General features: G+C 65.6%; 22 protein-coding genes. 5 read left to right on the plus strand and 17 right to left on the minus strand.

Annotated features, from left to right (window positions below):
- Positions 1 to 144: 144 nt before the first annotated feature.
- From ACPUD7_RS08715 to ACPUD7_RS08750, 8 genes are all read right to left on the minus strand, one after another.
- Positions 145 to 1,554 (minus strand): FAD-dependent oxidoreductase, encoded by a 1,410-nt coding sequence (locus ACPUD7_RS08715; protein WP_205683405.1) that lies wholly within the window; start codon positions 1,552 to 1,554, stop codon positions 145 to 147.
- Positions 1,555 to 1,566: 12 nt separating this feature from the next.
- Positions 1,567 to 1,893 carry a ferredoxin gene (gene fdxA, locus ACPUD7_RS08720; protein WP_135542562.1) on the minus strand — a complete coding sequence of 109 codons (327 nt, stop codon included), beginning with the start codon at positions 1,891 to 1,893 and terminating at the stop codon, positions 1,567 to 1,569.
- On the minus strand, positions 1,890 to 2,762 hold the full coding sequence (cobA, locus tag ACPUD7_RS08725) for a uroporphyrinogen-III C-methyltransferase (RefSeq protein WP_135542561.1): 873 nt from the start codon (positions 2,760 to 2,762) through the stop codon (positions 1,890 to 1,892). Before cobA ends, fdxA (ACPUD7_RS08720) begins: the two co-directional genes overlap by 4 nt.
- Positions 2,759 to 4,111 carry a sulfate adenylyltransferase subunit 1 gene (locus ACPUD7_RS08730; RefSeq protein ID WP_425119662.1) on the minus strand — a complete coding sequence of 451 codons (1,353 nt, stop codon included), beginning with the start codon at positions 4,109 to 4,111 and terminating at the stop codon, positions 2,759 to 2,761. Before ACPUD7_RS08730 ends, cobA begins: the two co-directional genes overlap by 4 nt.
- Entirely contained in the window at positions 4,111 to 5,073 is a 963-nt protein-coding gene (gene cysD, locus ACPUD7_RS08735; protein ID WP_425119663.1) for a sulfate adenylyltransferase subunit CysD, read from the minus strand. The genes ACPUD7_RS08730 and cysD overlap by 1 nt, the downstream gene beginning before the upstream one ends.
- A complete protein-coding gene (locus ACPUD7_RS08740) occupies positions 5,070 to 5,885 on the minus strand; it encodes a phosphoadenylyl-sulfate reductase (RefSeq protein WP_425119664.1) in 816 nt (271 codons plus the stop codon). Before ACPUD7_RS08740 ends, cysD begins: the two co-directional genes overlap by 4 nt.
- Positions 5,882 to 7,606 (minus strand): nitrite/sulfite reductase, encoded by a 1,725-nt coding sequence (locus ACPUD7_RS08745; RefSeq protein ID WP_425119665.1) that lies wholly within the window; start codon positions 7,604 to 7,606, stop codon positions 5,882 to 5,884. Before ACPUD7_RS08745 ends, ACPUD7_RS08740 begins: the two co-directional genes overlap by 4 nt.
- Before the next feature lie 128 nt (positions 7,607 to 7,734).
- Positions 7,735 to 8,529 carry a sirohydrochlorin chelatase gene (locus tag ACPUD7_RS08750; RefSeq protein ID WP_425119666.1) on the minus strand — a complete coding sequence of 265 codons (795 nt, stop codon included), beginning with the start codon at positions 8,527 to 8,529 and terminating at the stop codon, positions 7,735 to 7,737.
- A gap of 414 nt (positions 8,530 to 8,943) precedes the next feature.
- On the opposite strand from ACPUD7_RS08750, the gene ACPUD7_RS08755 reads away from it, so the two are divergent.
- Positions 8,944 to 9,852, plus strand: a complete 909-nt coding sequence (locus tag ACPUD7_RS08755; protein ID WP_425119730.1) for a sulfite exporter TauE/SafE family protein — start codon at positions 8,944 to 8,946, stop codon at positions 9,850 to 9,852.
- Between the two features lie 456 nt (positions 9,853 to 10,308).
- Here ACPUD7_RS08755 and ACPUD7_RS08760 read toward each other — a convergent pair whose 3' ends face one another.
- From ACPUD7_RS08760 to ACPUD7_RS08790, 7 genes are all read right to left on the minus strand, one after another.
- Entirely contained in the window at positions 10,309 to 11,580 is a 1,272-nt protein-coding gene (locus ACPUD7_RS08760; protein WP_135542552.1) for an MFS transporter, read from the minus strand.
- Between the two features lie 150 nt (positions 11,581 to 11,730).
- On the minus strand, positions 11,731 to 12,075 hold the full coding sequence (locus ACPUD7_RS08765) for a hypothetical protein (RefSeq protein WP_135542550.1): 345 nt from the start codon (positions 12,073 to 12,075) through the stop codon (positions 11,731 to 11,733).
- Positions 12,076 to 12,234: 159 nt separating this feature from the next.
- Complete coding sequence (locus ACPUD7_RS08770; protein ID WP_135542548.1) at positions 12,235 to 12,777, minus strand: acyl-CoA thioesterase; 543 nt, start codon at positions 12,775 to 12,777, stop codon at positions 12,235 to 12,237.
- A gap of 27 nt (positions 12,778 to 12,804) precedes the next feature.
- Complete coding sequence (locus ACPUD7_RS08775) at positions 12,805 to 13,611, minus strand: ABC transporter ATP-binding protein (RefSeq protein WP_425119667.1); 807 nt, start codon at positions 13,609 to 13,611, stop codon at positions 12,805 to 12,807.
- Entirely contained in the window at positions 13,604 to 14,461 is an 858-nt protein-coding gene (locus ACPUD7_RS08780) for an ABC transporter permease (RefSeq protein ID WP_135542544.1), read from the minus strand. The genes ACPUD7_RS08775 and ACPUD7_RS08780 overlap by 8 nt, the downstream gene beginning before the upstream one ends.
- A gap of 73 nt (positions 14,462 to 14,534) precedes the next feature.
- Entirely contained in the window at positions 14,535 to 15,848 is a 1,314-nt protein-coding gene (locus ACPUD7_RS08785) for an FAD-dependent oxidoreductase (RefSeq protein ID WP_135542542.1), read from the minus strand.
- A 186-nt stretch (positions 15,849 to 16,034) separates the two neighbouring features.
- On the minus strand, positions 16,035 to 17,003 hold the full coding sequence (locus tag ACPUD7_RS08790) for a pyridoxamine 5'-phosphate oxidase family protein (protein WP_425119668.1): 969 nt from the start codon (positions 17,001 to 17,003) through the stop codon (positions 16,035 to 16,037).
- Between the two features lie 338 nt (positions 17,004 to 17,341).
- Between ACPUD7_RS08790 and ACPUD7_RS08795 the strand changes: the two genes are divergently transcribed.
- From ACPUD7_RS08795 to pgm, 3 genes are all read left to right on the plus strand, one after another.
- A complete protein-coding gene (locus ACPUD7_RS08795; RefSeq protein ID WP_425119669.1) occupies positions 17,342 to 17,671 on the plus strand; it encodes a rhodanese-like domain-containing protein in 330 nt (109 codons plus the stop codon).
- 188 nt (positions 17,672 to 17,859) lie between these two features.
- Positions 17,860 to 18,153: a hypothetical protein gene (locus ACPUD7_RS08800; RefSeq protein ID WP_135542539.1), complete on the plus strand. Its 294-nt coding sequence runs from the start codon at positions 17,860 to 17,862 to the stop codon at positions 18,151 to 18,153.
- 119 nt (positions 18,154 to 18,272) lie between these two features.
- Positions 18,273 to 19,913 (plus strand): phosphoglucomutase (alpha-D-glucose-1,6-bisphosphate-dependent), encoded by a 1,641-nt coding sequence (gene pgm, locus ACPUD7_RS08805; RefSeq protein ID WP_425119670.1) that lies wholly within the window; start codon positions 18,273 to 18,275, stop codon positions 19,911 to 19,913.
- 33 nt (positions 19,914 to 19,946) lie between these two features.
- Here pgm and fdxA (ACPUD7_RS08810) read toward each other — a convergent pair whose 3' ends face one another.
- Positions 19,947 to 20,279 (minus strand): ferredoxin, encoded by a 333-nt coding sequence (gene fdxA, locus ACPUD7_RS08810; protein ID WP_425119671.1) that lies wholly within the window; start codon positions 20,277 to 20,279, stop codon positions 19,947 to 19,949.
- A 206-nt stretch (positions 20,280 to 20,485) separates the two neighbouring features.
- Entirely contained in the window at positions 20,486 to 21,253 is a 768-nt protein-coding gene (locus ACPUD7_RS08815) for a Crp/Fnr family transcriptional regulator (RefSeq protein WP_425119672.1), read from the minus strand.
- 520 nt (positions 21,254 to 21,773) lie between these two features.
- Between ACPUD7_RS08815 and ACPUD7_RS08820 the strand changes: the two genes are divergently transcribed.
- Positions 21,774 to 22,139 (plus strand): hypothetical protein, encoded by a 366-nt coding sequence (locus tag ACPUD7_RS08820; RefSeq protein WP_425119673.1) that lies wholly within the window; start codon positions 21,774 to 21,776, stop codon positions 22,137 to 22,139.
- The last annotated feature ends 370 nt before the right edge of the window (positions 22,140 to 22,509 follow it).

Consider the following 22,509-nt stretch of genomic DNA (forward strand, 5'->3'; position numbering starts at 1 on the left):
GTAGAACTCGTTCAACGACGAATCAGGTTTTCGATACTGCCTCGCATCGATAACCTGATTCGTCGTTGAACGACGGAGCCGCCGATCCAGAACGGACGTCTCTCCCAGTCCTCGGCGGTGGCCGCGTCTGGACCAGCCGGGGCCTCAGCTCCCGGCGGCCGAGTCCGCGGTCAGGTGCGCCCGCGACTCGGCGAGCATGGCCTCACGCGTTGCGATCTTCACCCGTTCACGCCCCTCAGCCTCACCGAGGGCCTTCTCCGCAGCCTCGAGCCGGTGATAACCTTCCCAATCCGTGAAGTCCACGCCCTTGGAATCGAGGAGCTCGACGATCGACGACTCGTCCGGGTACACGGGTTCGGTGAGCGCCCCGGCAGCCTGATCGGTCAGGATGTGCCCGATCGTCTCCAAGGCATCACCCTTCGTATGCCCGATGAGTCCGACGGGACCGCGCTTGATCCACCCGGTCGTGTACACGCCTGGAATGACGTCGGCCTCGGCGGCCTGGCCCTGATCATCGGCGTCGACGACACGGCCCTCATGATTGGGAATGACCCCTTTGACCTGGTCGAACGGCAGCTGCGGCAGCTCGGTGCCCGCGTACCCGACCGCGCGGTAGACGGCATCGATGTCCCAGTCGTGGAAGTCCCCAGTCCCGCGCACGCCGCCGGTCCCATCGAGTTCCTGACGTTCCGTGCGCAGTCCGGTCACCCGTTCCTCGCCGAGGATGGCCGTCGGTGCGTGGAGGAAGTGGAGGTGGAGGCGACGCTTCGCGCCCGTCGGCTCCCGCAGCGTGAAGTCCGTGAGCGTCTTCGCGACCTGCTTGACCTGGTTGCTCGACTCGATCGCGTCGAGCGATCCCTGATCGAATTCGAAGTCTTCGGGGTAGACGATGACGTCGACGTCTTTGACCTGACCGAGCTCACGCAGCTCGAGCGGCGTGAACTTCGCCTGAGCCGGTCCGCGACGGCCGAAGACATGGACGTCGGTGACCTGCGAGGCCTTGAGCCCCTCATAGACATGGTCGGGAATCTCGGTGGTGTGGAGATCATCGGCCTGCTTCGCGAGCACCCGGGCGACGTCGAGGGCGACGTTGCCGTTGCCGATGACGGCGACTTTCTCCGCCTCCAACGGCCACGTCTGAGCGACATCGGGGTGCGAGTCGTACCAGTTGACGAAGTCCGCAGCACCATAGGAGCCGGGCAGATCGACGCCAGGCAGTGCCAGCGGTGCATCGGTGAAGCATCCGGTGGAGAAGATCACGGCATCGTAGCGGTCGGTGAGTTCGCCGAGGCTGATGTCAACGCCGTATTCGACATTGCCGAACAGCCGGATGTCACCGCGGTCGAGGACCTTGATGAGCGCATTGATGATGCCTTTGATCCGCGGATGGTCGGGGGCGACGCCGTAGCGGACGAGCCCGAAGGGTGAGGGCAGGCGTTCGAACAGGTCGATGCTCAGGTCGAGGTCGTGGTCGGCTTTCGTCAGCAGGTCGGCGGCATAGATGCCGGCGGGTCCCGCGCCGATGACGGCCACGCGGAATGGGGTGGTGGTCATGGAAATCCTCGTTCAGTCGTCGGTGTTCTGCGGGGGCAGGCCCGCGATGAAGGGGTGGTCTTTGTTGATGACGCCGTGGGCGGCGGCCCCGCCCGGGGAGCCGATGTCGTCGAAGAAGTCGACGTTCGCCGCGTGATAGTCCTCCCACTCCTCGGGCAGATCGTCTTCGTAGAAGATCGCCTCGACGGGGCACACGGGTTCGCAGGCTCCGCAGTCGACGCATTCGTCGGGGTGGATGTAGAGGGAGCGGGTGCCTTCGTAGATGCAGTCCACCGGGCATTCTTCGATGCAGGCCCGGTCTTTCACGTCCACGCAGGGCTGGGCGATGATGTAGGTCATGTGTTCCTCGTCAGTTCGGCTGTGTGCGTGGCAGCAGAGTGATTGGCAGCAGTGTGCGTGGCGGCAACGTTCGTGGCGGCAGTGTGCGTGGCGGCGGGGTCGAGCGCCGAGGTGAACGCCCCGTCGGCGTAGGGACTCAGGGTCACGACGTCGCCGACGACGATGATGGCCGGCGACCTCACACCGCGGCGGGCGGCGTGGAAGGCGATCGTGCCGAGCGTCCCGATCGTCACTCGCTGCCGGTCGCCGAATCCGTCTTCGATGATCGCCACGGGGCAGTCGCTGCCGCGTTCGCCGCGGGCAAGCACCATCGCCGAGTGGACGAGGGTGCCCACACCCATGAGCACGACGACGGTGTGGTCGCGTCCCCCGCCGAGCTCACTGAGCTGGTCGTGCCCGGTCGCGACCGTGTACGAGGTGGCGACGCCTCGGTGGGTGAGCGGGATCCCGGCGAGCGCGGCAACGGAGTTCGCGCTGGTCACACCCGGAACGACGTGCACGTCGATGCCGGCAGCCCGGACATGGGCGATCTCCTCTCCCCCACGTCCGAAAACGAACGGGTCCCCGCCCTTGAGCCGGACGACGCGCAGCCCGCGCTTGGCCTGCTCGACGAGGATCGCGTTGATCTCATCCTGCGGCACCGGGTGATGGCCCGGCTGTTTGCCGACATCGATGATCTCCGCATCCAGGGCGGCACCGCGCTCCTGTTCGAGCTGATCGATGACGGTCCGCGCGCCGAGGCGGTCGGCGACGATGACCTCGGCCCGCTCGAGGGCGCGCAGGCCGGTGACGGTGAGCAGCCCGAGATCCCCGGGCCCGGCCCCGACGAGCAGCACGCTGCCCGGGGCCTGCGGTGGGAAGTGGGTCATGAGTTCTCCTCGGGGGTGTGGATGCCAGCAGCCAGCGTGTTCCCGGTCTGCAGGTCGATGACGACGAACGCACCGGCCGGGCCGTGGACGCGGAAGTCCGGGATCGGCAGCGCCGCGGACAGTCTCACCTGCGCGAGGCCGATGTCGTTGCCGGCCAGCTCCTCGGCGTCTTCGAGCGTCGAGGTCTCAAGATTGCGGCGGGAGGTGATCGTGACGATGCCCTTGACGGTCGTCGTTCCCGTCTTCACGAGCACCCGCTGGCCCGTGCGCAGACCCTCGGCGGTGAAGGGGAACACCTCGGCGCGCAGGTCCCGACGCGGCGGCGGCAGAGTGCCGGCGGCGGCGATGACACTGCCGCGTGCCGTATCGATCTCATCGGCCAACCGCAGCGACACCGACAGGGGTGCGCTCGCGGAATCGAGCGGACCGTCGGCGGTGTCGATGCCGGTCACGGTGGTGCGGATCCCGGCCGGGTGGATCTCGACCTCATCGCCGAGGCGGACCTGCCCGGCCGTGATCTGACCGGCCACGGCCCGGTAGTCCCGGAATTCTTCGGCGTCGAGTCCCGGCGCCAGTCCCCCTTGGGGACGCAGCACCGTCTGCACGTCGAGGCGGAAGGGTTCGCGGTCGGCGGTGTCCGCCTCGGTGCTCGGCAGGGTTTCGAGGAGTTCGAGCAGCGCCGGACCCTCATACCACGGGGTGTTGGTCGAGGTGGTGGCGATGTTGTCCCCGGCCAGAGCGGAGATCGGGATGAGGTGCGGGACCTCGAGGCCGATCTCGGCGGCCAGGGTCCTCACCTCGTCTTCGACCGCTTCGATGGTCTGCCGGTCGAAGTCGAGCAGGTCGATCTTGTTGATTGCGATGATGACGTAGCGGATGCCCAGTCGGGAGACGACGGTGAGGTGGCGTCGAGTCTGTTCGGTCGCGCCCGTGCGGGCGTCGATGAGGACGACGACAGCGTCGGCGGTCGAGGCTCCCGTGACCATGTTGCGGGTGTACTGCACGTGGCCGGGGCAGTCGGCGAGGATGAAGGAGCGCCGATCGGTGGCGAAGTAGCGGTAGGCGACGTCGATGGTGATGCCCTGTTCCCGCTCGGCCCGCAGGCCGTCGGTGAGGAGAGCGAAGTCGAACTCGCCGCCGAGGAATCCGCGTTCCCGGCTCGTGGCGGTGACCGCGGCGAGCTGGTCGGCCAGGATCGCCTTCGCATCGTGGAGGAGCCTGCCGACGAGCGTCGACTTGCCGTCGTCGACGGACCCCGCGGTGGCGAAGCGCAGCAGCGTCTTCGGCTGGGTCGCCGATTGCGGTGCGCTCGCGGGGTTCGGTGCAGGCGTGGTCGGTGTAGTCGTCATCAGAAGTACCCGTCCTTCTTTCGGTCTTCCATGGCCGCGGCCGAGATGCGGTCGTCGGCGCGCGTGGCTCCGCGCTCGGTCACGGTGGTGGCGGCCACCTCGGCGAGGATGGACTCGAGGTCATCGGCGTCCGATTCGACGGCGCCCGTGCAGCTCATGTCCCCGACGGTGCGGTAGCGGACCGTGCGGCGGGTGACGGTTTCGCCCTCACGCGGGGTGGAGAATTCGCCGGTGGCCCACCACATGCCGTCGCGGGAGAAGACCTCGCGGTCGTGGGCGAAGTAGAGCTGCGGCAGGGCGATGCCTTCGCGCGCGATGTAGTTCCACACGTCGAGTTCGGTGAAGTTCGAGATCGGGAACACCCGCACGTGTTCGCCGGGCAGGTGCCGGCCGTTGTAGAGGTTCCACAGCTCTGGTCGTTGGCTGCTGGGGTTCCAGCCGCCGAATTCGTCGCGCAGTGACAGGATGCGCTCCTTCGCACGGGCTTTGTCCTCGTCCCGGCGGGCTCCGCCGAACACGGCGTCGAACCCGCCGTCGGCGATGGCGTCGATGAGCGGTTGGGTCTGCAGGGTGTTGCGGGTGCCGTCGGGGCGTTCGCGCAGACGACCGTCGTCGATGTAGTCCTGGACCTTCGCGACGGTGAGGTCGAGGCCGAAGCGTGCGGCGGTCTCGTCGCGGAAGCGGATGATCTCGGGGAAATTGTGGCCGGTGTCGACGTGGAGGAGGCCGAAGGGGATCTTCGCCGGCCAGAACGCCTTCGCCGCGAGGTGGAGGACGGTCACGGAGTCCTTGCCGCCGGAGAACAGCAGGACCGGCTTCTCGAACTCGGCGGCGACCTCACGGATGATGTGGATCGCTTCGGATTCGAGGACGTCGAGGCTGGTCAGCGTCCGGTCGGGAGTGCCCTCGGTCGCCGAGGCGGGGCCGGTGGGGTTGACGGTTGGGATGGTGTCGATGCTCATGTGTGGAGTCCGCATTCTGTTTTGGTCGTTCCCGCCCAGCGTCCGGCGCGGGGATCCTCCCCCGCGGCGACGGGGCGGGTGCAGGGCTGGCAGCCGATCGACGGGTAGCCCTGCGACAGCAGTGGGTTGACGGGCACGTCGAAGGCACGTGCGTAGTCGAGGAGGTCGTCGTAGGACCAGGCGGCCAAGGGGTTGACCTTGACCAGTCCGTTCTTCTCATCGAAGGTGATCAGCGGGGTGTTCGCCCGGGTCGGGGCTTCGTCGCGGCGAACCCCGGTGAACCAGAGTTCGTAGCCCTCAAGTGATCTCTTCAACGGCGCGACCTTGCGGCGGGCACAACACAGACCGGGGTCGCGGGCGAAGAGCTCGGCCCCGAATTCGGTGTCCTGCTGCTCGACGGTCTGTTCCGGGAGGACGTCGACGATGTGGACATCGACACGGCGGGCCACCTCGTCGCGGGTCGTGTAGGTCTCCGCGAAGTGGTACCCGGTGTCGAGGAAGAGCACGTCGACTCCCGGCTGGTACTGGGCGACATAGTGCGGCAGGGCCGCGTCGGCCATCGAACAGGCCACGGCGCAGGCGGCGGTGTCGAAGTGTCGGGAGACCCAGCGGATGACGTCGGCGGGGTTCGCTTCGGACACCCCGGCCGCGGGGTCACCGGCGAGATCCCGGGCTCCCGCCTCGGCGAGGGCCTGGAGCTCCTCGATGGGGCGGGGCGTGGGGCGACTCCGGTGGGCCGTCGTGGTCGAGCCGCTGGTCGGGTGTGCGGTCGTGGTCGGGTCGGTGGTCGTCGTCGGGTCGGTGGTGCTCATTTCAGCTCCTCTTCGTCGACTCGGTGTGCCCATTGTGAGAAGGTCTCGTCCTCGGACCGTCCGTCGAGGAACCGGCGCACGATCTTCTCGACGTACTCTTCGAGTCCGTCGACGGTGACCTTGAGGCCGCGGACGGTGCGGCCGAGCCCGGCCTCGTCGCGGTCCTTCGACGCCAGTCCTCCACCGACGTGGACCTGGAACCCCGGCACCTGCTCACCGTCGTCGGTGGTCACGATCTGGCCCTTGAGACCGATGTCGGCGGTCTGGATGCGGGCGCAGGAGTTCGGGCAGCCGTTGAGGTGGAGGCTGATGGGATGGGGCAGGTCGATGTCGGCCAGCTTCTCCTCCAGCCGGGTGACGGCGTCGATGGCCGTCTGCTTCGTCTCGACGATGGCGAGCTTGCAGAATTCGATGCCCGTGCAGGCCATCACCGAACGGCGGAAGAGATCCTTGCGGCTGGACAGGCCCAGGGCGTCGAGGCCGGCGACGACCTTTTCGACATCGGCTTCGTCGACGTCGAGGACGAGGATCTTCTGATGCGGGGTCAGGCGGATCCGGTCGAGTCCGTACTGCTCGGCCAGATCGGCGATCTGGTGGAGCAGGGTCCCCGACGCCCGACCGGCGACGAGGGTGGTGCCGATGTAGTACTTGCCGTCCTTCTGCTGGTGGATGCCCACATGGTCGCCGGCAACCGCGGGCTTCGGCGGAGGAGGACCGTCGGCGAGGAGGTAACCGAGGTACTCGGTTTCGAGGACGTCGCGCAGCTTCTCCGGTCCCCAGTCCGCGAGGAGGAACTTCATCCGTGCCTTGTTGCGCAGGCGGCGGTAGCCGTAGTCGCGGAAGATCTCCGTGACACCGAGCCAGACGTCGACGACTTGGTCCGGATGGACCCAGGCACCGAGACGCTCGGCGAAGCGCGGCACCACGGACAGCGCACCGCCGACCCACAGGTCGTAGCCGATGCCGTGCTCCGGGTGGTCGACGGCGACGAATGAGCAGTCGTTGATCTCGTGGACGACGTCCTGACTGGGGTGGCCGGTGATCGCGGTCTTGTACTTGCGCGGCAGGTTCGACAGGCTCGGGTCCCCGATGTAGCGGCGGGTGATCTCCTCGATCGCCGAGGTGGGGTCGATGAGTTCATCGGCGGCGATTCCGGCCACGGGTGAGCCGAGGAACCCACGGGGCACATCGCCGCAGGCCTCCGTGGTCTGCATTCCCACTGACTCGAGGCGGCGCCAGATCTCCGGCACGTTCTCGATCTCCACCCAGTGCAGCTGGATGTTCTGACGGTCCGTGAGGTCGGCGGACCCCCGGGCGAAGTCATTGGAGATCTGGGCGATCGTGCGCAGCTGCTCGAGGCTGAGCTTCCCGCCGTCGGTGCGGATGCGCATCATGAAGTATTCGTCTTCGAGCTCGTGCGGCTCGAGTTTCGCGGTGCGGCCGCCGTCGATGCCCGGCTTGCGCTGTGTGTACAGCCCCCACCAACGGAAGCGTCCGTGGAGGTCGGCCTCGGCGATCGAGGCGAACCCCTCTTTCGAGTAGGTCTCCTCGATGCGTGCGCGAACGTTGAGGCCATTGTCCTCGGCCTTGTCGATCTCGTTTTTGTTCAACGGTTCACGGCCGTCGATCTTCCACTGCCCATTGGGCTTCTTCGGGCGGGCGGGCCGCTTTGCGGCTGGTTTACCTGCTGTTTCCTTGTTCTCTTCCACCTGAGTGGACATTGCTGTCTCCAAACGCTGAGGGGAACCAGTGATGAGTCACGCTACATGAATGCCGGATTGCTCAACAAATACTCGAAGGGTTTGTGTCATGGAGCGACATATGAGGACACAGACCGCCGAGGATGCGGTCAGGCGTTGAGCGCTTGCGAGGCGGCGGTGCGGGCTTGGACCTGGGCCTGGGCGCGATTGCCTTCCCGGACTCGGTCGCGAACAACATCGACGAGCTGGGGTGGCACGGCGGAAGCACTGCCGCCGTAGGCGAGCAGGGGTGGCGCAAGGATGCCGGACGAGTCGCTTCCACCCGCAGCAACGAGCTTGCGTGCGAGGTCGTCAAAGAAGCCCGGGGCGAGCAGATAGTTCGCGAGCACGGGCCGAGAGCCGCGGCCCCGACTCTCCTCGACGAGGTCTTTCAACAGCACTCCCCCACCGGCAAGGAACCCGACCTCAACGGGACGCTCGAGCTCTGCGGCCAGCAGCCTGCCCATCTCACGGCACGACTCGTTCGCCCGCTCGTCGCTCGATCCCGCCGCGGCAAGGATCACTTCGTCGCCTTCGCGCAGCGGCGGGAGGCGGTCGGCGAGAATTCCTGCAAGCCGGGCGTCGGGCCCAAGGGTAGGGGCGAGACGAACGTTGCGACCGGCATCTTCGGCTCGACTGACCGCCTCGGCGAGGTCGACATGGACGTGATACCCCGGCGAAAGCAGCAGCGGCGTGAGGACGACCGGACGATCGCCAGGCAGTCGGGCGATGACCTCGTCGACATCGGGCTTCTGGACATCCACATGACCGAGCATCACCTCGTCTGCGAGCCCACGGATGCGCAGATCAGTGGCGACCTCTGCCGCAAGCACCTCGATGAGGACCTGGCCCGTGGGTGAAGAGGTTCCGTGGGAGATCAGTCCCACCGACGGCAGCCCCGTCACTGGCCACGCTCCTGCGCGCTCCACTGCGCAGACCCCAGCGCCCGCTCTCCCGCAGGCTCCGGAAACAACGAGGCCACCGAACAGGTCGATTGCTCAACGACTGATCGGCCAGAGCGGGCAGTGGTCGTCACGATTGAATGCATTCGCACAGCGTAACCGATCCGCCCCAACACCGCACACAGCCCGTTCATCTGCGAAATTTCGCCATTCTCCGTCATTTTTCGACACATCGCGACCGAGTTCGTAGGATTGCGCCTGACGTTCAGGTCTGCTCAACAATTTCGCTAGTGTGTGTTTTCAACGCACTTCTGCGTCTCTGACACCGCCCGCATCGTCGACGTCATTCACATCGTCGACGTCATTTCTATCGTCTGCGCCTCCCCATCCTTCGCGTCATCCACGAAAGGCAAGCACATGCGTCAGCTCATCATCCTCGGAATAGTCGGCCTCATCGCGCAGCTCATCGACGGTTCCCTCGGCATGGCCTATGGGGTCACCTCAACCACGCTGCTGCTCGCGGCGGGTACGGCACCGGCGGCCGCCTCGGCGGCGGTGCACTTCTCCGAGTTGGGGACGACTCTGGTTTCGGGGATCTCTCACCACCGGTTCGGCAATGTCGATTGGCGCACGGTCGGCATTCTCGCGGGGCCGGGTTTCGTGGGGGCGCTCATCGGGTCGACGGTCCTCGCGAACCTGAACGGGGAGGCCGTCACGCCGTGGGTTTCGGGCATACTGCTCGCACTCGGCATCTATGTCATCTGGCGTTTTCTCGCCTTGGGCGGGAAGCGCCCGCAGTTCCGTTCGCGGCCGAAAGCCGGGATGCTCGTGCCGGTCGGCTTCCTCGGTGGAGCACTCGATGCCATCGGCGGGGGCGGCTGGGGCCCGGTCGGGACGACGACGCTGTTGTCATCCGGGCGATTGGAGCCGCGGAAGGTCATCGGCTCGATCGACACGAGTGAGTTCGTCGTCGCTGTCGGCGGTTCGCTCGGGTTCCTTCTCGCGCTTGGGGCGCAGGGCATCGAGTGGACGATCGTGGCCGCGCTGCTCGTCGGCGGTGTCATCGCCGCACCCTTCGCCGCGTGGCTGGTCAAACTGCTGCCAGCGAAGGTCCTCGCCATCGCCGCCGGCGGCATCATCATCCTCACGAATGTGCGCACCATCCTCCTCACCTTCGGTATCGGCAGCTCGTCGGTGTGGCTCGTCGTCGGCGGACTGGCCATCGTCTGGGTCGCACTGCTGGCCCACGTCGTGCGGCTCGAACGCCAGGCAGCGAAGACCCGCAAGTCGGAAGAGGCCGCGACCGAGGTTCCCGTCGGCGGATGACAGCTCCAGGGCGACGGTGCCGGTCGTCGGTCGCCGTTCGCCGGCCCGAAGCGCCGATCAACAGCACCGACCGCCGGACCGGCACGTCGATCAACAGCACCGACCGCCCGCCCGACACGTCGATCAACAGCGCGCTCGGTTATCGATCCGAGCACGCATCGATAACCGGGCCGAGCGTTGAACGACAGGCCCACGAAGACGTCGCCCCACCTCGGCGAGGCTCAGCGGTCGCGTCGCACCATCCACCTATCTCAGTCAACGCGAAACTCGAAAAACACGTCGCCAGTGACGTGTTTTTCGAGTTTCGCGTTACCCGACGCCGGGTCAGCGCTGGCGTGAGGTCAGCGCAACGCGGGGCCGGCGCAACGTCGGGCCAGCGCTGGCGTGAGGTCAGCGCAACGTCGGGCCGGCGCAACGTGAGGTCCGCGCTGGCGTGAGGTCCGCGCCGCCGTCGGGTCAGCGCTGGTTGTACGCCTTCCGGGCGACGATGACGCCGATGAGGGAGAGCAGGGACAGGGCCGCGTAGTAGAAGCCGGGCACGGTCAGCTCTCCGGTGGCGCTGAGCAGCGCGGTGAGGATGAGCGGGGCGAAGCCGCCGAAGATCGCGACACCGAGGCTGTAGGCGATGGTCATGCCGGAGCTGCGCACCTGGACGGGGAACAGTTCGGACAGCAGCGCCGGCATCGGGCCGAAGTAGAAGACCATGAACAGGCCGACGATCGCCTCGCACACGGTGAGGATCGCGATCGAGGGATGGCTTGTGAGCAGGATGAACATCGGCCACGCGGCGATGATGCCGACGATGGTCGTCGGGATCATCACGGTCGTCGCGCCCACCCTGTCGGCGAGCTTTCCGGCGAACGGTGAGCCGATGAGGGTGATCACGCCGGCGACGACGGCGCCGGGGAAAGCCGCCCAGGCGTCGAGGCCGAGGTTGCCGACGGCGAACTGCGGCAGGAAGGTGATGAGGTAGACCGAGATCGTGGCCATGGCGATGATGAGGAACGCCGAGACCAGGCGGCCGAAGTGATCGCCGAGGAGGGTGCGCAGCGGATTGTCGACCTTCTCGGCGGCTTCGAACTCAGGAGTGTCGTCCATCTTCGAGCGGATGTACCAGCCGACAGGCCCGATGAGCAGACCGATCGCGAATGCCGCACGCCAGCCCCAGGAGTGGAGCGCCTCTTCGCTCAGCGCCGAGCTGAAGATCCAGGAGATGCCGGCGGCGAGGAACATCGAAATGCCCTGCGTGGCCGTCTGGAAGGAGGCGTAGTAGGCCTTGCCGTGTTTGGCGTTCTCGGTGAGGAAGGCGGTGGCCGAACCGAACTCGCCGCCGGCGGAGATGCCCTGGATGATGCGGGCGATGATGAGGCCGATGGCGGCCCACACGCCGAGGACGGACTGGCCGGGAAGAACGACGATGATGAACACGCCGAGCGTCATGAGACCGATCGTCAGCGACAGAGCCGACTTGCGGCCGTGCTTATCGGAGTAGCGGCCGATGATGACCGCGCCGAGGGGCCGGACGACGAACGTGATCGCAAACGTCGCCCAGGTCATCAGCTGCGCCGAGAGTCCATCGCCGGGGTAGAAGACCGCGGTGATGGAAGTGGCCATGAAGCCGAAGAGAATGATGTCGTACCACTCGAGGGCATTGCCCAATCCGGCCGCGAAGACGGCCTTCCTCGCCCGCGACTTCTCCGCACGGGACTCAACAGCCGATGCACTCATCTCTCACCTCTTGTGTCTGTTCGAGGATGCATGCGTCTTCGCTCGCCATCCGGGTTGATGCGGCTCCTGGAGCCGCTGAAGTGTCAGCAGTCGAGTCTAATCCGATGGAACGCGAACGCAATGGCCCGTCTCACTGGATGGCAGCCATTTTCAGGCTCCCGCCGAGGCGGCACCCACGCACAGGACGAGTCCGATGAGTGCGGCCACCGCCATGCCAATCATCGCCGCGGCCATCACCCGCAGGCGGGCCGCTCCCGGTCGAACGGCGAAACGGGCGATGAGCAGGACGAGATAGAGGAAAGCGGCGATGATGATCGTCGTGATCGCAGTGCGGACGGCTTGGCCGCCGGAGGAGATGACAGCGGCCAGGACACCCGAGATGACGACGAGGAAGATCCCGCCGGCAACGATCCAGATGGTGCCGGACGAACTGCGCAGCGAAGGCTGATCGCCGATGTTGCTCGAGTCGATCGGCTCGTGTGAACTGTTGTCCATGTGGCCGAGTCTAGGGACTGTGCACGTGTCTGGCTATGGTACGACGGGCCTCGAGAGCCTCCGTCGCTTCGGCCGAGCCGTCTTCGACCCCTGGGCCGCGTGACCCCGCCGCTTCGGCCGGGTGGCCTTCGAACTCCGGGCTACTTGAGGCCCGCCGCCTCAGAACCAGTCCCGGAGCACGGGCTGCCGGGGGCTCGGCAGAGCATTGGCCCGGTGCCAGTCTCGCAGCCATTCGGGCAACTCGAGTTCCTCCGGCGGCGGTCCGAAGACTTCGATCATGTCCTCTCGTGTGATCCGTCCGGTCTTCGAGGTCAGTCTGGTGGCGACATAGGCGCGGGTGAAGATCTCCTCGCCGACGACGATGCGGTGCTCGAAGAGGACGGTGCGTTCGTCCACGCCGATGACTCTCGTGTCAACGTCATAACGGTGGCCGAGCTTGAGGGACTTCCGGAAGCTGATCGTCTCTGCACTGACGACGCCGCTCCAGCCCCTAGCCCGCAATGTCTTCCAGACCCCGCTGCGCACCATCATGTCGAGTCGGCCGAGGTCCATGATCGAGAAGTACATGCCGTTGTTGACGTGCCGGAAGATGTCGATCTCCGTCGGCAGGACGCGCAGGGTCAAGGAGTAGGTGTCCCACAGCCCCTGAGCCGAGCGGCGACGAGATCGGAGCAGCTGGAGGAGCATTCGCATGAAGTGCATGCCCCCATGTTACTCATAGGTAGGCTCTTAGTCGCCCCGCTCCTTCGCCACCTTGTTGAAGTCCTGATATTCCTTGATGACATCGGCCGTCGGGCCGTCGGCACGCAGTTCGCCCTTCTCGATCCACAGCGTGCGATTGCACGTGTCCTTGATCGACCGCATCGAGTGCGAGACGAGGAAGACGGTACCGGCGTTCTCCCGGATCGACCGGATGCGGCCCTCCGAACGGTCACGGAACTTCTTGTCACCGACGTTGAGCGCCTCATCGACGATGAGGATCTCATGCTGGACCGAGGTGGCGATCGCGAACTTCAGCCGCTGGGACATCCCCGAGGAATACGTGCGCATCGGCAGGTCGATGAAGTCTTCGAGCCCGGTGAACTCGACGATATCGTCGAACTTCTCGTCCACCTCGGCGCGGGTGAGACCCAAGGCCAGGGATCCGAGGATGATATTGCGGGCACCGGAGAGATCCGGGATGAGTGCAGCACCGACACCGAGGAGGTTCGGCCGTGACTTCGCATAGATCGCGCCCCCGGACGTCGGGGTCAGCCCGGTGATCGAGCGCATGAGCGTGGACTTGCCCGAGCCGTTCGTGCCGATGATGCCGATCGATTCGTTCTTATGCGCCACGAAGCTCACGCCCTTGAGCGCATGGACCTCCTGCAGTCCGCGCTGGCGCTTGAGCATTCCGCCCCCGCCGCCGAGCTTGAGCTTCTTGCCGGTGGCCAGAGTCTTGTAGCGGACGTGGACGTTGTCGCAGACGACGACGGGCTCGTTGTCTTCGGTGGCCTCGGCGACGCCGCTCGTCTCATGTTCGGTGTTCTCACTCATCGCGACCGTACCTTTCCTCGGCCTGCCAGAAGAAGATGAAGCCGAAGATGAAGATGCCGAAGGCCCAGATGGCCAAGTGCCAGAAGTAGTCATAGGGAATGACCCCGTCCTTCATGAGGATGCCGCGGGCGATGGCGAGCACGTTGTTGATCGGCTGCCAATCGGCGAACGGCTGCAGGTCGGGGTTGATCTTGTCGACCATGACCTTGAGGTCGAAGAAGACGCCCGAGGTGTAGAAGATCATCCGCGAGATGAACGGGGTGACCTGGGACAGGTCGCGGAAGTGCACGGTGACGCGAGCGAAGATGAATGCCACGCCCTGGTTGAAGATCCAGAACATAAAGACCAAGGGGATGAAGAGGAACCAGTCCCAATCGGGTCGGGCGCCCCACAGCATGACGAGCACCGCCATGAAGATGAAGGTGGGGATGAAGTCGAGCAGGTTCTGGAACACCTTGGCGATCGGCAGCACGATGCGCGGGAACGGCAGGGATTGGACCAAAGAGGCGTTGCCGATGATCGACTTCGCACCGCCGTTCATCGAGGTGTTGAAGAACTCGAGGACGAAGACGCCGATGATGACGAACGGGGCGAAGTCGTCCGGGCGCGCGGTCGCACCCTTCATGATGTAGCCGAAGACCGTGCCGTAGATGAGTGCGGAGAAACCGGGGCGCAGCAGCACCCACAGCATGCCGAGCCTGTTGCGCTCGTTCTCGGACTGCATCCGATACTTCGCGAGCGTGTACGTGAAGTCGCTGCGACTGATCAGCTGTTTGATGTATTGGGGCAAAGACGGCCGTCCACCCACTCTGTCGAGTCCGTGCTCGGCAGCAAGCTTGGCCATATCCATGAACAGGAGATTCTCTCGTCGGCGACTGGGGATAGAACAGAAGAAGAGTCTACGTGATGAGACTAGCGCAGACTCACAGTCGGCTGTGAGCCTTGAAGTCGAATTCCGGGTCCTCCAACTGGGCTCTCGTCGGAATGTGATTGCCGCCGAGCACCCGCCGTGCGGCGGCCTGCATGGGTGGCCAGTTGAACGTCTCGACACCTCGGAGTTTCGCCTCGGGGTCGGTGCTGGCGAAGTGGAAGACCTGGAACTTCTTCCCGCTCGGGTCGTGCCGGATGATCGTGTCGGTGGCGTCGGGGCTGGTCAGCCCCGCCGTGAACACCTTCTCCGGGCCTTGGAAACTCCAGTGCCAAGGCACTTCTGACCAGATCTTCGAGCCCGTTTCCGTCGGGTCCGCACCGGTCTCGGCAGGGGTGTCTTCGGTGCCGTTCGCGGTTTCGTCCGGGGCGTCGCCGAGGAGTTCGGCGAGGAACTTCCCATGGCTTTCGGCCACGGGTTCGCAGGCCCACGGATGGTCGAGAGCATAGGGTCCTGCAGTGACGATGGCACAGTCTCCGGCGGCGAAGACGCCTCGGTGAGATGTTGCCAAGCTCTCATCGACGTCCCATGCCAAGGCGGGCCTGTGACCGTCGATCGGGATCAGCCGCGGGCGGGCACCGACGCTGGTGATGAACAGATCGTGAACATCTGCAGCGATGTCGTCCGGGCTCGAAGAATGGGTGACGAATTCGACACCCGCAGCTCTGTGCCTGTCGAACAGTGCCTGCCGGACGGGGGCCGAGAGCTGTTTGCGCAGCGGCTCGTCCCCGCGCAGATAGACCGTGGCCCGGTGCCCGGCCGCCACCGCCGAGGAGGCGACCTCCATCCCGAGATAACCGGAGCCGAGCACGCCGACGTCGAACGGTCCGTGCGCCTTCTCCACCCGGTCGAGGACCCATTCGGCATCGCCGAGGTCGTAGACGGGAAGAGCGTCCGGATAGTTCGGGATCTGCGGCCGGTGGGCTTCCATCCCGGTCGCGAGAATGCAGTGGGTGAAGCCGATGGATTCCCCCGACGCCAAGTGGACGGTCCCCACGGTGGCGTGGTGATCGACCAGCGGATGGGGGTGTCGCTGGGACTCGGCGGTGTAGCGGGAGTCCGCGGACGCCTCGGCGAGGGTGATCTCTTCGGCCCAGTCACGGACGAAGGTGATGTGCTCGGTCGATTCGAGGTGGTACGGCAGGTGGTGGCGGGAATCGTCGAAGAGGTGCTTCGACAGGGGCGGCCGCTCGCAGGTGTCCCCGGCCTGCGGGTCGATGACGGTGACCGCCTGACCGCGCGCATTCAGCTCCCTGGCCGCAGTGGTCCCGGCCAGTCCTGCACCGATGATGACGATCCGCTTGCTCATGTCTCCATGCTAATGCCCGCGCTTCCCCACGCCGAGAAACGCCTTGGGTGCCTGCTGCGGCGCGACGGGGTTCCGGCTCTTTCCCTCCAAAAACGCACGGAGCGCCGAAACACGCTGGTGTGCGGGCGTGTCTCGGCGCTCCGTGCGTTATTCGGCGCGTGGCCTCAGCGGCCAGCGCCTGTGGTGTCAGAGTTCTGTGGTCTGTGTGCCACCTCCGGGACGGTCTCCGGTGATCTTGGACTTGATCATCTTCAACAGGCCCGAGGCCCTCCCACCAGGCAGCCCCCAGTGCTGGGCGGAGTCGGTGACGACCTTGATGAGGCCGAGGTTCGGGTCCTCCCGGCTCTCGAACCACGCCTTGGCCGAATCGCTCCACAGCTCCTCGACCTTCGCCCGATCATTGACGAACTCGACGCGGCCGGCCACGGAGAGCCAGTTGCCCGCCTCGGCGAGGCTGAGATTGACCTCCGGGTTCGTCCGCAGCGCCTTCGCCTGATCGCCGTCGAGAGTGAGGAAGAACCAGACTTCCGCGTTCTCCGTGACCTCCTGTGGGGCCATCGGGTGGGCGAGGATCTTGCCATCAGGCAGTGCGGTCGCGAGCATCACGGTGTCGGCACCGCGGAGGATCTTGACGACATCGGCGTGACCGAGATCGTTCGTCGCCGTCTCACCTGCGGCCTGACTGCTGCCAGCGCCGCGAGTCGGGCCGCCCTCGGTGTCGTCGCTGGCAGAAGCGGCAGCCGCTGCGCTCGCGGCACCGCCTCCAGCCGTGCTGGCGACCGCCGTTCCCATGCCGGGAACACTGTCGACGTCCTCGGCCTCAGGGGTGGTTCCGACCGCCGCGCCCATGCCGGGAGCAACTGCGGCGCCGGAGGACGGGGTCCCTGCGGCACCGGACGTCGGGCTCGCCTCGGCGGCTCTCGATTCGTCGATGGCGGTGTGCGATCCATCGGGATTGCGATGCAGCGTCACACCTTCATCCTCGGCCGCGTTCTGGGCGCGTGCCTCCACGTTCCGTTCGGTGTAGCCGACTTCGGCTCCCTGATCCACGTTCGAGGTTCCGCCCAGCGGCTCGGTCGACTTGTCGAGCTTGGCCGCGATATCGCGGGCCTTCTTCTCGCCAGTGGACTCATCGCTTGTATCCCTATTGACCATGACCATTTCCCTTCGCAGACGGTTCCTGGCACTTCAGCCGCTCGTGCGATCCGTGATCGAAACGGACATGAGCGACTGCACCGTCATTCTCACACGACTTCCCGAGTGGCAACAGCCCCCTTGGAACGGGACTACGGCGCCGTCGAACCCGGACGGTCTGGCTGCTGAATCGGCAGAAACGGTCTGGCTGCTGAATCGGCAGAATGGGGACCTCGATTCGAGACTGCGGAGCCACCGAACCGGGAACTGTCGACACGGCCGCGCGGGGCTCCCCACGGTGTTCGCAGTCTGCTTCGGGACGTGTGCGAACTCCGCAGCGCCGTGCCTAGACTGGGGCCATGGATGAAGAAACTACCGTCACCGTCAACGACATTCCCGAAGGTGCCGCCATCATCGACGTCCGTGAGGACGACGAGTGGGAAGCTGGGCACATCGAAGGCGCGATCCACGTGCCGCTGGGCGAACTGCCCGCCCGCCTCGACGATCTGCCCCTCGATGACGACATGTACGTCATCTGCCGCACCGGCGGACGGTCGAACCGAGCCGTGGCCTGGCTGAACCAGAACGGCTTCGACGCCTTCGACGTGGCCGGCGGCATGGGTTCCTGGAACCTCGATAACGGCAAGCCGATCGTCTCGGAGACCGGCGAGGAACCCTGGGTGAAGTGAGGGTCGAGACCCGTCACGGCTCGTCCCGCGGGTCTCACCCCCGTCCGGGGCAGCAGCCGAACGAGTCTTGATCCCACGCCACGTTGGGGTCTAGCGTCGGAACCACGGAACGCACTGTTCTGTTCACAATCACCGCCGCCACGATGGAACGCGGTACCGGTGTTCACCTCCGAAAGGAGTAGGAGTCCATGAGCGACGAGAAGAAGAACCTGCCGGAGAACACAGAGGAACACGGAACCGACGACGATCGCGAGATCAAGAGCTCTGCCGTAGGAGTCGGTCCCGACCCTGACGCGGAAGGCAGCTCGCAGACACCTGAAGAAAGGCTCGAGCGCATCGCCGCCGAGCACGAGGTTCCCATCGAGCGAGACCCTGAGGACGCCCAGGCCAAAGCCGAAGGGTCCTCCCCCGACAAAGACCGGGATATCAGCGGTGGAGACACGAAGGAAGAAGAGGACGACTCCGTGGAGCCGCCGGACTGAGTCTGCGACGGCGAGGGCTCGACCGTGGAATCTCGCTCAGTCATGTCTGCCGAGTCCACGATGCAAGAACTCCGTGGACACAACTGTGACAGGTGGCCCGGATTTGGCAAGGTAGAAGAATGACTACTCGCGCCGGCCAGTTGGCCCAGGACAAGGATCTCGTAGACATCCCTGCCCTTCTCGATTCCTATCACGATTTGGTTCCCGACCCTTCGGTGCCTTCGCAAGCAGTGAGCTTCGGGACCTCAGGCCACCGCGGTTCGAGCTTCAACCGATCCTTCAACGAGGCGCACATCGCTGCCATCACCGCCGCCATCGTCGACTTCCGCAGGGACAAGGGAATCCGCGGGCCGATCTTCCTCGGCCGGGATACCCACGCGCTGAGTGAGCCCGCGTTCCTCACCGTCCTCGAGGTGCTCGCCGCCGCCGAGGTGCCTGCGCGCATCGACGAACGCGACGGCTTCACACCGACCCCGGCCGTCTCGCATGCGATCCTCGGCTTCAACTCGGGAATGTCGCGCACGGATGCCCAAGCCGACGGCATCATCGTCACCCCCAGCCACAATCCGCCCGCCGACGGCGGCATCAAATACAACCCTCCCCACGGCGGCCCGGCCGGATCCGAGACGACGAAGTGGATCGCCGAACGCGCCAACGCCTACCTCCTCGACGGGTGGGAGAAGATTCCGCGCACCGCCTTCCAGCGGGCCTTCCATCTGGAGAACACCGAGAACTTCGACTACGTCTCGAACTATGTCGACGACCTCGAATCCGTCATCGACCTCGACGCCATCCGCTCCTCCGGGCTGAAGATCGGAGCTGACCCGCTCGGCGGCGCGAGCGTCGACTACTGGGCCGCGATCGCCGAAGACTACGACCTCAACCTCACCGTCGTCCATCCCGACGTCGACCCGGCCTGGTCATTCATGACCCTGGACTGGGACGAGAACATCCGCATGGACTGCTCCTCGCCGCATGCGATGGCGGGCCTCATCGCCTCCCGCGGCGACTACGACATCGCCACGGGCAACGACGCCGACGCCGACCGGCATGGGATCGTCACCCCCGATGCCGGACTGATGAACCCGAACCACTATCTGGCCGCGGCGATCGACTACCTGCTCGATTCCCGCACCGACTGGCCGACTGCAGCCGGCATCGGCAAGACCCTGGTCACCTCGTCGATCATCGACCGCATCGCGGCATCCCACGATCGGACCCTGTTCGAGGTTCCCGTCGGCTTCAAGTGGTTCGTTCCCGGACTGCTCGACTCCTCGCTGGCCTTCGGCGGCGAAGAATCGGCCGGGGCCTCGTTCCTCCGCCGCGACGGGAAAGTGTGGTCGACGGACAAGGACGGCATCATCCTCGCCCTGCTCGCCGCCGAGATGACGGCAACGACCGGGCAGAGTCCCTCGCAGCGTTACGCGGGTCTGGCAGCGAACCACGGAACCAGCGCCTACGCCCGCCAGGATGCCCCCGCCACCCGCGAACAGAAGGCTCGCCTCGGAGCGCTCGACGCCTCCCAGGTCAATGCACAGTCCGTCGGCGGTGAACCCGTGAAGGCGGTGCTCACCTCGGCGCCGGGGAACAATGCGCCCATCGGCGGGCTCAAGGTCACCACGGACAACGCCTGGTTCGCCGTGCGTCCTTCCGGCACGGAAGACGTGTACAAGATCTACGCCGAATCACTGCGCGATGAGGATCATCTGCGCCAGGTCCAACACGACGCCCGGACGCTGGTCGACGGCGTATTGAAGTGAGCGCCCTGCCGGCGCTCTGAACGGCGGGGTCTCTCAGCCCGTGTAATCCTGGTTCTGGGGAGGCAGGGCGGCCACAGCGGGATGGTCGCGACCGATGTTGCCGAGTTTGGCAGCACCGCCGGGCGAGCCCAGATCGTCGAAGAATTCGACGTTGTAGCTGTAGTAGTCCTCCCACTCGTCGGGCACATCGTCTTCGTAGAAGATCGCCTCCACTGGGCACACCGGTTCGCATGCGCCGCAGTCGACGCACTCGTCGGGATGGATGTAGAGGCTGCGTGCTCCTTCGTAGATGCAGTCGACCGGGCATTCCTCGACACAGGCTCTGTCCTTGACATCGACACATGGCTGCGCGATCACATAGGTCATCGGGTTCGACCGTCCTTCTTCTTCTCACATGGGGCATCGGGCATCGTCTGCCCTCCCGGTGTCGGTTGACCGACACAACACCCACACTAGGAAGCTGCGCGCCGACCGCACATGATCCCGATCATGTTCGAGCGATCGGCTTGATCAGGTTCGAGCGATCGGCTCGATTGTGGTGGCCACAATCAGTTCGATCATGGTGGGCACGGTCAGCTCGTGGCGATGTCGTGCAGCAGGGCCGGATCGATGATCGAGGTCCATTGCCGCCCGAAATCGACGGCCCCGACCGCGTGCAGTCGTCCCAATGCTCGGCTCGCTGACTCCGGTGTGATCCAAGCGATGGCTCCGAGATCGGCGCGGCTGAGAGGAATGGACAGCTCGATTCCTCCCGGTGTCTGACGCCCCAGCTTCTCCGAGAGATTCAGAAGCGCCGCGGCCACTCGCTTGTCGGCACTGCCGACTGAGAGCTGCTCGAGCGCCTGGTAGGACTGTTCGAGCCGGTCGGCGAGTTCATCGAACGCGGCCATGGCGACTTTCGGGTGCCTCTCCAAGACGCTGCGGACGACACGGACAGGGATGCCGATGATACACGAATCGACCATGGTCACGGCTGTCTCACCACAGCGTTCGATGCGGGTGAGTGTCCCGAAAGTGTCTCCCGGACCGAGCACGGACACGACCGCATTGTCACCTCGCGGAGACGGTCGCACCAGCTTGACCGCGCCCGAGGCCACGATGAACAGGGAACCCGCCTGGGCGCCGACCCGATAGATCCGTTCTCCCGCAACATAGCCGGGAGCGCTGACGAGTCGCTCGAGAGTGCTGAGCTCGGCAACAGGCAGCTCAGTGAAGAGGTGCGCATTGGACAGGGCTTCGATGCGGACCGAGTGCCGGCACGCCGCCGGGGCGGCCGAACAGGTCGAAAGCGGAGATCGGAGGCGGTGGGGCACGGTCTCCTCTTCCTTTCGCTGCCGCACAGAATCTGTCTTCGGGACAGCCTCGGGTCGGTTCCGCGCAGCTGCGATGAGCAAGCAACGAACTTCCAAGGCACTGTCAACAATACTCCGCCGGGCGCAGGCCAGGGTGGCCCGCCCTGGCCAGCGCCCGCGCCCGGCCGGCGCGGTTCGCCATTCCCCGCCCGGAGCCGAGGCGGCCCGATCCGGTCGGCCCATCACGGTCACGATTGCATATCGCTGTGCGGTCGGAGCTGTTGCATTCATCGCCAGTCGCACATCGCCGACGGCAGCCGCGCCAGCATTGCGGCGAAGCCCTCACCACCGAGCACAGTGGCAGGCTCCTCTGCAGTCAGAAACGTTCGCGGTGACCCACGACAAATGATCGCCGCACGGCTGCAACACTCCTGTCTTCGAGCTGTGACCCGCTCCGAGTCGCTTCTCAGTCGCTGTTGTCGCGCCCTCATGTTCGACCACAAGACTGGTCTGCGCCAACGACAGGTTGGCGTGCAACGGCAGAAGATGAATCGAAGGGATGGAAACAATGAAGTCCAGAATGCGCAACCGCGCAGCAGCCCTGGGAATCGCCACCGTCACCGGACTCGCCGGCATCGGGTTCGTCGGCGGGCCGGCCATGGCCGCCGATACCTCGTCCGCGAAGTCATCGAGCGAGACGTCAGACTCCGGCGTCGGCACGCAGTCGGTGTACTACCCGACAGTCCCCGTCACCTATGCCGATGAACTCGTGCGCGCATGGGGGCAGGGTGCCACGGACCGTGTCGAAGCCTTCGCTTCGCCCAAGGTCGCAAAGGCACTGGCCAATCACGAGATGACAATGGAACCCACTGGAACCGCGTCGGTGCAGAAGGAGCTGCAGGCACGATCTACGTCGATTACGAGAACACCGTGACCGGCGAGACCATGACTCTAGGAGTCGCTAACGAAGCCGTGTCCAACCCAGACAACGAGTGGGGCACACCCCACGGCGTGCACTCGGTCAAGTTCGAGGGCTGAAGCCTCGGCGTGACTCTCCGGCGCGGCTCTCGCCACGGAGCGCACCGCAGGCGCACCACTCGGCCTGCTTCGACTCGGCCTGCTTCGACATGATTCGAAGCAGGCCGGTGGCCCCGGGAGGACCAAGTTCTCTACGCTCCGGCGGCCAACCACATTTGGTGCCAGTCATCTGTATCGATCCAGATGCAGGGGACGAAAAGTGTCCGCCCGCGTACGGAATGTGTTGCGCAGCGCACGAAAAGTGGTTCGGAGCGTACGTAATGTGT

The organism is Brevibacterium sp. FAM 24630 (assembly GCF_049804075.1).
GTDB lineage: Bacteria > Actinomycetota > Actinomycetes > Actinomycetales > Brevibacteriaceae > Brevibacterium.